At 44.2% G+C, this 13,890-nt stretch carries 8 protein-coding genes; 4 read left to right on the plus strand and 4 right to left on the minus strand.

Features of this window, described 5'->3' with window-relative positions; all coding sequences use genetic code 11:
- Positions 1-48: 48 nt before the first annotated feature.
- The 3 genes from uvrA to M1P97_RS18400 all read left to right on the plus strand — a co-directional run bounded on the left by uvrA (position 49) and on the right by M1P97_RS18400 (position 4,467).
- A complete protein-coding gene (uvrA, locus tag M1P97_RS18390; RefSeq protein ID WP_195373406.1) occupies positions 49-2,835 on the plus strand; it encodes an excinuclease ABC subunit UvrA in 2,787 nt (928 codons plus the stop codon).
- Between the two features lie 4 nt (positions 2,836-2,839).
- The gene (locus tag M1P97_RS18395) at positions 2,840-3,982 is read left to right on the plus strand and encodes an iron-containing alcohol dehydrogenase (protein ID WP_195373407.1); all 1,143 of its coding nucleotides are present in this window, start codon (positions 2,840-2,842) and stop codon (positions 3,980-3,982) included.
- A 185-nt stretch (positions 3,983-4,167) separates the two neighbouring features.
- A complete protein-coding gene (locus M1P97_RS18400) occupies positions 4,168-4,467 on the plus strand; it encodes a Fic family protein (RefSeq protein ID WP_229058546.1) in 300 nt (99 codons plus the stop codon).
- 72 nt (positions 4,468-4,539) lie between these two features.
- Here the strand turns inward: M1P97_RS18400 and M1P97_RS18405 are convergent, their stop codons facing one another.
- On the minus strand, positions 4,540-5,115 hold the full coding sequence (locus M1P97_RS18405; RefSeq protein WP_195373408.1) for a DUF4840 domain-containing protein: 576 nt from the start codon (positions 5,113-5,115) through the stop codon (positions 4,540-4,542).
- A gap of 282 nt (positions 5,116-5,397) precedes the next feature.
- On the opposite strand from M1P97_RS18405, the gene M1P97_RS18410 reads away from it, so the two are divergent.
- The gene (locus tag M1P97_RS18410; RefSeq protein WP_195373409.1) at positions 5,398-7,500 is read left to right on the plus strand and encodes a PAS domain-containing sensor histidine kinase; all 2,103 of its coding nucleotides are present in this window, start codon (positions 5,398-5,400) and stop codon (positions 7,498-7,500) included.
- Positions 7,501-7,531: 31 nt separating this feature from the next.
- On the opposite strand, the gene M1P97_RS18415 is transcribed toward M1P97_RS18410, so the two are convergent.
- From M1P97_RS18415 to M1P97_RS18425, 3 genes are read right to left on the minus strand one after another with little or no spacing between them, the layout of a single operon-like run.
- Entirely contained in the window at positions 7,532-8,911 is a 1,380-nt protein-coding gene (locus tag M1P97_RS18415) for an FAD-dependent oxidoreductase (RefSeq protein WP_249389832.1), read from the minus strand.
- 1 nt (position 8,912) lies between these two features.
- Positions 8,913-10,394: a RagB/SusD family nutrient uptake outer membrane protein gene (locus M1P97_RS18420; RefSeq protein ID WP_249389833.1), complete on the minus strand. Its 1,482-nt coding sequence runs from the start codon at positions 10,392-10,394 to the stop codon at positions 8,913-8,915.
- Between the two features lie 13 nt (positions 10,395-10,407).
- On the minus strand, positions 10,408-13,719 hold the full coding sequence (locus M1P97_RS18425; RefSeq protein WP_249389834.1) for a TonB-dependent receptor: 3,312 nt from the start codon (positions 13,717-13,719) through the stop codon (positions 10,408-10,410).
- Positions 13,720-13,890 lie beyond the last annotated feature (171 nt).

The following is a 13,890-nucleotide window of genomic DNA, read 5'->3' on the forward strand; positions in this document are numbered from 1 at the left end:
GATACATTTCTTTTTGCTATTTTTGTATCCTTTATTAGGGAAAGATTTATGTCTGAAAATAATTCTATATTTATCAAGGGGGCTCGTGTCAATAACCTGAAGAACATTGATGTAGAGATCCCACGCGACAAATTGGTCGTCATCACCGGATTATCCGGTAGTGGAAAGTCTTCACTCGCTTTTGATACCTTATACGCCGAAGGTCAGCGCCGGTATGTGGAAAGCCTTTCGGCTTATGCCCGCCAGTTCCTGGGACGTATGAGCAAGCCGGAGTGTGACTATATTAAAGGCATTCCGCCCGCTATCGCGATCGAGCAGAAGGTGAATACCCGTAACCCCCGTTCGACGGTGGGTACATCCACGGAAATTTATGAATACCTACGACTGCTTTATGCCCGTATCGGAAAGACGATCTCGCCTGTTTCCGGGTTGGAGGTGAAGAAGCATCAGGTAAAAGATATCGTCAAAGAGGTATTGTCTTACCCGGACGGAACCCGTTTTGCCGTATTCGCCCCGGTGGTGTTGCCCGAGGGACGAAATATGAAGGAACAACTGGAGATCCTGCAGAAAGAAGGATATACCCGTTTGTCGATCAACGACACGGCTTACCGTATGGCGGAAGTGATGGCAGACGAGTCGTTATTGGCTTCTCCTTCTATCGAACTGTTGGTAGACCGTCTGACCGTTTCGGACGATAAGACGTTGAAAAGCCGTTTGGCCGACTCGGCGGAGACTGCTTTCTTCGAGGGGCACGATACCTGTATCATCCGTATCTATGCGGCTGAAGGCACGGTCGTGAAGGAATACTCCAAGAAGTTCGAAGCGGATGGTATTACCTTTATCGAACCGACGGATATGATGTTCAGCTTCAATAATCCGTTAGGGGCTTGTCCGGTCTGCGAAGGATTCGGTAAGGTGCTCGGGATAGATGAGAATCTGGTGGTACCTGATAAGAGCCTGTCGGTCTATCAGGGTGCGGTAGTCTGTTGGAAAGGTGAAGTGATGGGAGAATGGTTGAAGGAGTTCATCGCCAAGAGCGAAAAATACAACTTCCCGATCCACCGTCCGTATTACGACTTGACACAAAAGGAGAAAGACCTCTTGTGGCATGGTGCCAGGGGACTGCACGGCATCGACGACTTCTTTAAATTCGTAGAAGAGAACCTATATAAGATACAGTACCGGGTGATGCAGGCCCGTTACCGGGGTAAAACGACCTGTCCGTCCTGCAAGGGTGCCCGTCTGAAACCGGAAGCCTTGTATGTAAAGGTTGGCGGGAAGAATATTGCCGAACTGGTGACTTTGCCTATCACGGATGCCAAAGCATTCTTCGATAACCTGCAACTGGATGAAACGGATGCTGCCGTAGCAAAGCGTCTGTTGACGGAGATCATGAACCGCCTGCAGTTCCTGTTGGATGTAGGGTTGGGGTATTTGTCGCTCGACCGTCTGTCGGCTTCTCTTTCCGGTGGTGAAAGCCAGCGTATCAATCTGGCCACTTCGTTGGGTAGCAGCCTGGTCGGTTCTTTATATATATTGGATGAACCGAGTATCGGTCTGCATTCGCGGGATACCGATCTGCTCGTAAAGGTACTGCGGCAGTTACAGTCGCTGGGAAATACGGTCGTTGTGGTTGAACATGATGAAGATATTATCCGGGCAGCCGATTATATTATCGACATTGGCCCGAAAGCCGGACGTCTGGGTGGTGAAGTGGTTTATCAGGGGGATGTAAACAACCTGCAGACCAGCAGTAACAGTTATACTGTCCGTTACCTGACCGGTGAGGATAAGATCGAGGTTCCTTCTTTCCGTCGTTTGTGGAATAATTATATAGAGGTAAAAGGGGCCCGTAAGAATAACCTGAAAGGGATCGATGTGAAGTTTCCATTGAATGTGATGACGGTGGTAACGGGTGTCAGCGGTTCCGGTAAGAGTTCGCTTGTCCGTGATATCTTTTTTGAGGGGGTGAAACATTACCTGGATGAAGCCGCCCGCCTGATGGTGGATTGCTCCGGATTGAGCGGAGATATGAATCTGATTCAGGGTATCGAGTTTGTCGACCAGAATTCGATCGGTAAGAGCTCCCGCTCTAATCCCGTGACCTATATCGGGGCTTATGACGAGATCCGTAAGTTGTTCGGCGAACAACCTTTGGCCAAGCAAATGGGTTATACATCTGCATACTTCTCTTTTAATAAAGAAGGAGGACGCTGTGAGGAGTGCAAGGGTGACGGCCGGATCACTGTCGAGATGCAGTTTATGGCGGATATCACGCTCGAGTGCGAAACTTGTCACGGCAAACGCTTCAAACAGGATGTGCTCGATGTGGAATATCATGGGGCAAACATTTATGATATGTTGGAAATGACGGTGAACCAGGCGATCGAATTCTTCGAACAGTATCCCGGCTCACAGGAAAAGAAGATTGTCAAGAAACTGAAACCGTTGCAGGATGTCGGTCTGGGTTATATCAAACTGGGACAAACGTCTTCTACGTTATCCGGCGGTGAGAACCAGCGTGTGAAACTGGCTTATTACCTGGGACAGGAAAAGCAGCAACCGACCTTGTTCGTGTTCGACGAACCGACCACCGGACTGCACTTTCACGATATAAAAACATTATTGAAAGCATTTAATGCCTTGATCGATAAAGGACATACGGTTGTGATCATCGAACATAACATGGACGTGATCAAATGTGCCGACTATCTGGTAGACTTAGGTCCGGAAGGTGGTAATGCCGGCGGTTATCTGGTTTGTGCCGGAACACCGGAGGAAGTGGCTATGTGTCCGGAATCGTATACAGGAAAGTATTTAAAAGAAAAATTATAGAGCTATGAACAACTTCAAGTTTCAGAATCCTACCCGACTGATCTTCGGTAAAGGGATGATTGCGGAATTGAATAAAGCTATTCCCGCCGATAAGCGCATCATGATCACTTTCGGAGGTGGCAGCGTAAAGAAAAACGGCGTATACGATCAGGTAATAAAGGCTTTGGCTGGACGGGAGTATGTAGAGTTCTGGGGAATCGAACCGAACCCTTCGATCGAGACTTTGCGTAAGGCAATCGCTTTAGGTAAGGAAGAGAACGTGGATTTTCTATTGGCTGTGGGCGGTGGATCGGTACTCGATGGGACTAAGCTGATCTCTGCCGGTTTATTGTATGACGGTGATGCCTGGGATCTGGTAAAGAGAGGTGCTGCCAAAGAGACTGTTCCGATGGGAGCTGTGCTTACTTTGCCTGCTACCGGCTCGGAAATGAATAACGGTGCAGTGATCTCCCGTCATGAAACAAAAGAGAAATATCCGTTTTATAGTAATTTCCCGGTTTTCTCGATCCTCGATCCGGAAACGACTTTTACGTTACCGGCTCATCAGATCGCTTGTGGTCTGGCCGATACGTTTGTGCATGTAATGGAACAGTATATGACTACCACCGGACAGTCGCGCCTGATGGATCGCTGGGCTGAAAGTATCCTGAGCACTGTTATTGAGATAGCTCCTAAGATCAAGGCGAATCAGCAGGATTATAATGTAATGGCTGACTTTATGCTTTCTGCCACAATGGCATTGAACGGCTTTATCGCTATGGGGGTTACCCAAGACTGGGCTACTCACATGATCGGTCATGAACTGACTGCTTTACATGGTCTGACACATGGTGCTACTTTGGCTATTGTTTTCCCCGGTACTTTGCGTACCCTTCGCCCGCAGAAACAGGATAAGATCCTTCAATATGGCGAACGCGTCTGGGGGATTACCGAAGGTTCGGTTGACGAACGTGTCGATCAGGCTATCCGGAAGACAGAAGAGTTTTTCCGCAGCCTGGGTCTGTCTACCCGTCTGGGTGAAGAAAATATCGGTGAAGAAACAATTGCCGAAATCGAACGCCGCTTCAATGCAGCCAATGTCGCTTATGGTGATGCCGGAAATGTAACCGGAGCAGTTGCCAGACAAATCCTTGAAAACTGTAAATAAACCATCTTTATACAGAATCCTCTGCTGTTGAATGTTAATTAATATTCCGGCAGAGGATTTTTTGTGCTCATTTGAATATATTTATTACCTTTGATACTATCAAATGATACTACCGGCATGAAACCTCCTTATAATATAACCCCTTACATATTCTTATTAAAGAGAATCAAGAAGAATATTATCGAATGTTGGCTGTGGCTGATAGCCAGGGAGCATCCACTGTTTTTATAGAGTTTATGCTCCGGATTTTAGAAGAATCGCTGGAAGAGTTGCTACAATCGCAAAATATAACTATTTCAGGTAGTGACAGGATTGCTTTATTTAAGGACTATATCGCAGATCGATCTTTTACCCGTAAAGATTATCTGAGATATTTTAAAGAACTGTCAACGGCTACAGCCAGCCGTGATCTGAAAGATGCTGTCGATAATCATTTGTTGCGGAAAGAAGGAGAGAAAAGTCTGACACGTTATACATATATATAAGATATAGATAATAAAAAAGGAGAATGCCTCATATCGGGGACATTCTCCTTTATATATTGGATAGAATTAGTCTTATTTCTTCTTCATATCAAATGATAAGTCCATCGGAGTAAAAGGAAATGCGTTTTCACCAACTTTTACGCTGGCAGCTTTTAATGCGAATTTCAAGTTCTTGTCGTTAATTGCATAAGAAGCTTTGTTTGGTACTTCAATGTTTACTACCACTTCCATATTCAATGCTTTGATGGATATCTTCAATGGATCCGGATTTAATGTCATGACAACAGAATCTTTTGCCGCATTCATTGTTGCCGTGTAGTTTGTTTTGTATTGCAGACTATCACCAATCTGTTCAATGATAGGTTTTGAAGCTTCTTCACCCAGGATTGCTACTACTAATGCCTGATAAGGGAATTTTTCGAATTGAATTGAGTCATTTGCGACTTTAAGTTCCAACTCTGTTGCTGTGGGATCAGCTGCTGTTGCTTTGGCTTCTTTAGCATAAGTCATCTTTCCGGTAAATTCACCATTTACATCTTCCACTGTTCCTACTGTCGGGGTCTCATCGTCATCATCACTACAAGAAGCAAAAGTTAAACCAAATACAGCTAGCATCATCACAAGTGACCATTTCAACGTCTTTTTCATCGTTCTTATTTTTTTAGTGTTAATAAATTATGTACGACTAATAAGATGGAAGGAGTTGACAAAAGGCTGCATTGAAATCAAATAATAATCGAAAAAAGAAATAAGATTTTTATTTGAAGCGTTTTAAACCATCTTTTTTAAGCGTCCATTCGAGGGTCTGTATTTCCCGGCAAAGTATGTTCTTGTTATATTTGATGAAACTGGTTATAAATCAATGATAAACATATCTTCTTTTTCTTTTTTCTGAGTATATTTGCAACCTATAAAGAAATTAATAAGTTTATGGCATTGTTTGGCCGGGAGACGAGTATAAGGTATATATTCTTTTTGGGGGGCTTGTTTTTGTTTTCTACTGTATTGTGGGGAAAGGAGGCTGTTTCTTTCTGTTGTTTGTCGGAGGACACTTCAGAATCCGGCCTTTGGTGTGAACGCTCGTTAGAGATCATTCTGATACTCTCGTTACTCGTATTTATGTTTATCCTGTTTTTTACTATCTTTTATTATCGGCGTAAAAAAGAAAAAAGCTATAAGGCGGCGAACCGGAAAATGATGCAGTTGCTGGAAGCAATGCCCAATATGGCATTGGTATACGATCGGGAATTAAGAATTCTGGATGTTATAAATCCGCAGGAGGGAATATTGCTTGGCATTAAGAAGGAAAAACTGGTCGGTATAACAATGAATGATTTGGCAGTCAGGTATCCGGTGCATGCCGATGCTTCCCGGACAATAGAACATTATATCAGTGAAACCCGGAATATAGGAAAGACTTTTTCATTTACTTATGAAGTATCCGATGGCGAAACTACTTATTATATGAACGCCCGCTCAGCCCCGTTTGCCGAGGGAGGGGTTATCTGTTTTGTACATGATGTTACTCCTCAGGTTACTGCCGAGAAAGAAATATCCAATTGGAAAACTTTCCTGCAGTCGATCGTGGATAATTTGCCTGTCGGACTTTTTGTAAAGGATGTATCCGATGACTACCGTTATTTGTTCTATAATAGCAAAGTGAACGAGTTTTATCAGGGAGACCGGAGGTTCATGCTGGGAAAAAATGACTTTGAAGTGGATGATCCGAATGCAGAAAAATACAGGAAAGAGGATGAGTTGGTGTTGAATAGTGACCACCCGATCTCTTTCGACCGTGTTTTTATGAATGAGCTTCCCGGTAACGGTTTCCGTTGGGGCGTAACGACCAAGTCGAAACTCACGGATAGTAACGGGCGGTGTTATATCGTTGCTATCCTTGTCGATACCACGGAGGTTCGAAAGAAAGAGCATGAGATGGAGCAGAATAAACTTAAACTGGAATTTACGATCGATGCCGCACAGATCATCCCTTGGGAATTCAGCGTGGTTGAACGTACCTTCTATACACAAGGCTATCTGACAAATGAAGGTAGAAGGGTGATCTCGGAAGTAAATTATTTGTCGTATGTGCATCCGGAAGATGTGGAACTGGTAAAGGATGGACTGGCCGATCTGATTAATGGCAGCGATAAGGTCATGGATATCCAGGCACGTATCGCTTTCCCCGAGCAAGAGGAACGGTGGTTTGAGTTGCAAGCAGTCTCGTATGAGCATGACGATCAGGGGCGTGTGTCGCGTATCCTGGGAATCCGTCGCGATATAACCGACCTGAAAATGACAAATGAACTGATCCGCCTGCGTGATAAAGCCGAAGAATCCAACCGTTTGAAAAGTGCTTTCCTAGCCAATATGAGCCATGAAATCCGTACGCCGCTTAATGCAATTGTCGGCTTCTCTAATCTGATTACCATGGCAGAAGATCCGGATGAGGTAGAGGAATACTGCCGGATCATTGAAACGAACAATGAATTGTTGCTGCAACTGGTCAATGACATTCTTGACTTGTCGAAGATCGAAGCCGGGCAACTCGACTTTAATTATTCGGAGGTGGATCTCCCTGTAATTATTCGTGACCTGGAGCAGGTTTACAAGAGCCGGACCAAAGAGGGGGTACAACTGATCTGCGAGATACCGGATGTATCTTATATAATACAATCGGAAAGAAACCGCCTGACCCAGGTGCTTTCCAACTTTATGAGTAACGCCTGTAAGTTTACGTTTACGGGTTCGATCCGGATAGGGTATGAACATATTGACGGTGGTTTGCGCTTTTTCGTTACGGACACCGGTAAAGGAATTGCGGCAAAGAACTTGGCAAACGTTTTTGACCGGTTTGCCAAATTCGATTCTTTCATCCAGGGCACAGGACTGGGACTATCTATTTGCCAGTCTATTGTACAGTCTTTGGGAGGAGAGATCGGGGTGGTATCTGAAGAAAGAGAAGGTTCGACCTTCTGGTTCACGTTGCCTGAAGATTCTGTATCCGCCTTAACATCTTCCCCGGTTTCGTAAGGGAAAGATTATAAGGCGGATATTCTTGTGATCAGATCAGTTGACCTACTTCCTGTAAACGTTTTCTTAATTGTTTGATATCCACATTATGGACATCCGGAGATTTGGATGGATAGATCTGGCCGGCAGCAATACCGACGGCTTCCCCGGTCACTAAGGATGGCGGCATAACGCGTAAACTTCCATGTGCATATGAGTCCGTCGAAATACAACGTCCGGCAACCATTACATTTTTTAGATCCATAGGGGTAAGGCAACCGAACGGTATTCCGTGGGATTCTCCTTTTTTGTAACGGGGATAAACCGTTGCATCCTGTTTATGAACATCGATATAATAACAGTTACGTCCGATACCATCGTTAAATTCCCGGCGTTCCAGCCAATCTTCCAATGTAAATGTATAGTCACATTTTATCCGGCGGCTTTCCCGTATCCCCATCAAATTGGCTGTACCTGCCAGAAACGATGACGCAAACGATTTAGGTTCGAATTCTACCAGCCCTTCATGTAACTGCCGTGCCAGTTTACGCCCTTTCATCATGGCTTCTGTCAATGATGCCGGATCGGTACTGTCGACAGTTACGTGTCCGGCGTTGAATCCCAGGAATCCGGGACCGATCAGTTTGTCATTCATGTGTTTATCCTTTACCAACGGATACTTCGGGTTACCGTAGATCGAATGGATCGGACTGTTTGGCCGGTTGGTATGGACATTCCCTATTATAGAAAATGCATATGGATCGACATTCGATACGGTGAAGCATAAAGTACCTTCCTGCACGGAACCGCTGTCGTCTCCCATAACGAAACCGGCTCCGGCCCAGGCGGCCAGGTCTCCGTCACCCGTGCAATCGATAAATACCTTTGCTTTATAAGTAGACAGTCCGGCTTTGTTGGCAACAACTATTGCGTCGACCACTCCTTTCCGTTTCATTTCGACGGCTGCCATTGTTGAGAAAAACAGGACTGATACACCGGCGGAGGTTACCAAATCATCGTATACTACCTTTAAGTATTCACCGTTTATCGGAACCCAATTATCGTAATGGATATGGGGCACTCCTTTTTTCGATTCGGTGAAGACTTTCTCCGCAATACCTTTATAGATGATTTTTTCACCGTCTGTAAAAGGGCACCAGGCATTTAGCAAGCCGGAGGTCCCCATTCCTCCCAAAGCACCTGTTCCTTCTATTAATAATGTTTTGGCACCTTCGCGTGCCGCGGCCGTAGCCGCAGCACATCCCGAAGGTCCTCCTCCGACAACTATCACATCCCAATCATCGTAAACCGGTATCTTCGATTTATCCGGTGAATAACTGCCGGTAGGATTTTCCGCAGCAAACGGTGTTACGCTTGCTACGGATGCCAGGCCTAAAGAACTAATGTTTCTGATAAAATTTCTTCTTTTCATATTACCATCCGGGATTTTGTTCCAGTAATTTATTCGCATCCAATTCGGTGACAGGTATAGGCAACAAATAATGTTTTTCTTCTATCACTGCTCCGATAGCCGGATTTTGTTTCATCATCGCTTCTTTCAGTTTATGTGTGCGCAAGAGGTCGAAGCGGCGATGTCCTTCGAAGGCAAACTCTCTGCGACGCTCCAGAAGGATGGTGTCCAGAAAGTCCTCCTTATTTAATCCTGTCTTGATATCGATAGGCGAAGTTTCATTCATGTTAAACCCGAAAGCCCGGCGGCGTACTACGTTCAGGCAATTATATGCCTCTGCATCAGATGGATTGATGGCGTTTAAAGCTTCTGCACGCATCAGGTAGACATCCGAGTAACGCAATAGCGGATAATTATTTTCTCCTCCCTGTGATCTTACGGCTAGTGGAGATGGATCCTGGAATTTGTTCACATAACAGGGAAATTCATAATTAGAAGACATATTCGGATATTCTTCTTTGGTGTAAAGGCGAACATTTATATCCCGCCGTAGATCTCCTTCTTCATAACAGTTATAGTGATCGGATGTCACAGGGTTATCGCCGTATCCTACCCAGCCGTTTATATTGACAAAGGGAGGACGGTAAAAACCGTTGTAATTACTCCCTATCACTCCCGGAGTGTTCCGTTTATACTGAATTTCGAAAATAGACTCTTGTCCGTTTTCTTTTTCAACATCAAAGTTATCAGCGTAGTTTTCCCAGAGTTTATATCCCATTTGCATTATTTCCTCTGTCTCTTTCACTACATTCTGATAATCCTCGCGGGTTAAATATACTTTTGCCAGTAAGGCGGCTGCGGAACCTTTTGTGGCACGTCCTAAATAACCGCTGGGCAGTTGACCGACAGAAGGTAAAACAGATTTGGCTTCCTGTAAGTCTTTTATGATCTGCTCATAACATTGGTCGGTTGTATTTCTTGCCACTTCCAATCCGTCCAGTTTTGTCGTTTGTTGTAGTACCAGAGGTACTCCTCCATATACGCGGACTAAGTTGAAGTAAGCTAAAGCCCGCAGGAATTTAGCTTCTCCGACAAGCCTGCTTCTCACTTCTTCTTTGATCAGGTCGCTCCCCATATTCGAAATGTTCTCTATTGCGAAATTGGAGCGGTTGACTGCTATATAATGTTTGATCCAGACAGAATAAACCAAATTCGTATTCCCGTCAAACTCAAACTTATCCAATGCATTTTTATCCAGATTGGTGGTGGTACGGCCGCCGCCCCATTCACTATCGTCCGTACCCTGGCTTTGCAGCACTTCCCAGAACTGATTGTAAATGTCGTTATCCGTAAAAACAGAATAAGCTCCGTATACGGCTGCAGTCGCGTCTTCTTCCGATTTAAAGAAGTTTTCGGGGCTGAGATTGGATTCCGGGATCAGATTCATATCTGTACAAGAACTCATCATGATTGAGCTCACGATTATAAATGCTATCTTTTTCATAACTTAGACTCAATTAGAATTTTATATTCAAACCAAACAACACTGACTTTGCAAATGGATATGAGAAGGCATCATACCCGGCTCCCAGGTTATCCTGACCGTATTTACTTACTTCCGGGTTATCACCGGAATAGCTTGTGATCGTAAAGAAGTTTTGTAAAGAAGCATAAACACGCAAACCGGTTATATACTTCGTGAAGCCCAGGAACTCAGTCGGCACGGTATACCCTAATGTGATATTCTGGAAACGCCAGTAAGAACCGTTTTCTACATATTGGTCGGATACGCGCAAGACGGCTTTCGAACGGAGAGGTCTTGGAAAAGCTGCATTCTGATTTGTAGGAGTCCATCTATCCATCGTCGTAGCAAACATGTTGGTCGCTCCCTGCATGTTCTCCATCATGACTCTTGTTCCATTATATACATCATTTCCAATAGTGAAAATCGTATTTACATTTAAGTCGAAGTTCTTATAGGAGAATGTATTATTGAAACCTCCGAATACCTTTGGCTGGGCACAACCGATAATGGTGCGGTCGAGGTCGTTGATTATGCCGTCCGGAACGCCATCCGGTCCGCTGATATCCTTAAAACGGATGTCTCCAGGTTTGGCTGTTGGCTGGGCAGATCCTTTGATATCATCCGATTCACTGAACAGTCCGTCATATACATATCCATAGAATGTTCCCAGAGGCTGTCCTACCTGTACGATACGTCCCAGGTGTGTCCCTGTATCATCCTGTCCGGGCTGGTCCGGATAGATGAAAGAGACATCTCCCAGATCCAACACTTTGTTTTTGTTGTAAGTAAGATTTAAACTGGTATTCCAGGTAAAGGCTCCTTCTACCGGAGTTGCATTGACGGATAGTTCAAAACCTTTGTTTTCCACCTCTCCGATATTTTTCAAGCCGGAAGAGAAGCCGGAAGATCCGGGGATTTTGACTTTCAATAGCAAGTCGTGTGTCTTTTTGTAATAGCCGTCGATCGTAACGGTCAGGCGGTTATTGAAAAAGCCGAGATCGATACCTGCATCGAACTGCGAAGTGGTTTCCCATTTAAGGTTCGTGTTGGCTACTTGTGACGGATAGTAGCCCGTTACTTTTTGACTATCGCTTACATAACCGGTTGACCCCAACAATGCATATGAAGGATAAGTTCCGATTCCGTCCTGATTTCCCGTTATACCAAAACTTATTCTCGGCTTTAAATTACTGAACACATTCAGATTCTTAATGAACGGCTCTTCCGAAGCTCTCCATGCAAAGGCTGCAGACGGGAAATACCCCCAGCGGTTATCTTTACCGAAACGGGAAGAACCGTCGGCACGAATGGAGGCCGTGAACAAATACTTATTATTCAATGTATAATTAACGCGTGCCAGATAGGAGTTCAAAGCCCATTTTGTAACACTCGAACCGGGTGCGGAATAAGTTGTGCCGGATCCTAAATTATTCATTTGTAAGTTATCGTTCAGAAAGCCATAAGCACCGGCATTAAAACCGTCGTAGCTGGAAGATTGCTGGGTATAGCCGACTAATCCGGTGAATGAATGCATTCCCCATGTATTATTGTAAGTCAGTATGTTCTCGTTGATCCAGGTGTACGTATTGTTGGAAGTTTTCTTTGCTTCTCCTCCTTTCTGGCTACCGGAATAAACTGAGCGGGGATTATAGTATTTGTTTGTTGTATAATCGATGTCGATACCAATCGAGGATTTAAACTTCAAACCTTTAATAATATTCCATTCGACAAATGCATTATTCAGTGTGCGGAAATTAGCATTCCAATCCACTTTTTCATTGATTATGGCAACCGGATTGTCGAACGTGATAATACCGTTGTTATCACTAAAGGTATAGCTGCCGTCTGCCTGGTTTACAGGTAAATTCGGAGGTGTTGTCAGGCGTGTTTCCAAAACCGAGTTACCAACACGATTGTTGTCTACTTTCGTCATTGTCAGACTCAATCCTAAATTGATAGTCGAAGATATTTTGTGATCGATATTTGCCCTGAAAGCATATTTCTTCATCTCAGTAGACTTGATGACACCTTCCTGGTCAAAATAATTGAAAGATGTCAGGAAAGTTGTCTTTTCATTTCCTCCGGAGATACTCAACTGGTAATTCTGTGTCAGTGCATTATCGTTGGACGTCAGTTTCTGCCAATCGGTTGTTGCCGGATTCAGGCTTTCATCATAAATCGCGTCACCTCCTGAATTGACCAAAGCTTCATTGGCCAGTTGTTCAAATGAACGGGAGTCCAGCAGGTCGTATTTTTTATAAATATTCTGAATGCCCCAGTAAGCGTCGAAGGCAACGGATGTTTTGCCGCTCTTACCTTTCTTTGTCGTTACGATAATTACACCATTGGCACCGCGTGAACCATAGATTGCTGTGGAAGAGGCATCCTTTAAAACTTCAATCGATTCAATATCAGATGTCGGAATAGAGTTTAAAGGGCTTAATGCCGTTTGGCTCGAACTGGCACTTGGATAAACCGGCATACCGTCGATGATATATAAAGGCTCGTTTCCTCCGGAGATAGAGTTGCCGCCACGGATACGTACTGTGGAACTGGCGCCCGGCATCCCGGAATTTTGTACCATATACAGGCCTGATGTACGTCCTTGTAACATCTGATCTACCGATTTGATACTGATCCCTTGCATCTTATCCACCTGGATAGAGCCGACGGCTCCTGTCAGGTCGCTTTTCTTCACGGAACCATAGCCGATAACAACTACTTCATCCAGGCTCTGGGTATCCTCCGATAGAATTATTTTCAGGAAAGACTGGCTGCCTACCGGTACTTCTTTCGTCAAATAACCGATATAAGAAACGAACAACGTACCGGAAGGACGGTCCAGGTTTAAAGTGAATTTACCCTCGGTATCGGTCACTGTCCCTACTGATCTTGAACTTTTCTCGACAACATTGGCTCCTATAACAGGTTCACCGTTACTATCCGTGACGACTCCGCTGATTGTTTTACTTTGTTGTGCTGACGAAGGTATAGCAGTTGTTGTTCTACCGACAGACAATATGATATACGATCCGTCGATGGAGTATTTCACATCTGTCTTTTCAAACAGATTAGCCAATACATCATCCAGAGATGCTTTTTTCAGGTTGACAGACACTTTTCTGTTTACATTTACATGCTTGTTATAAATGAACAGATAATCGGTTTGTTTTTCAATCTCGTTCAATACGTTTTCCAATTCGGTATTACTTCTTTTGATAGTAACGTTTACATTCTGTGAACTGGAATTTTCTGCGTACAGGCAGAACATGAACACGAATAATAACAAAGTGGTTATTTTCATGACTCTAAAAAATTGTTTACATCGAGGTCTTTTTGCAGAATAAGACACCGACAAAGATTTTTTATTCATATCTTTGGAAATCAAGTTTATTAATACAGTTAGATAATTGTGTTAATTCTATGCCGGTAAGTGTCCCCACACTTGTCGGCATTTTAATTAAAGGTTAACTTT

It is taken from the genome of Parabacteroides leei, assembly GCF_023369805.1.
GTDB classification, from domain to species: Bacteria; Bacteroidota; Bacteroidia; order Bacteroidales; family Tannerellaceae; genus Parabacteroides; species Parabacteroides leei.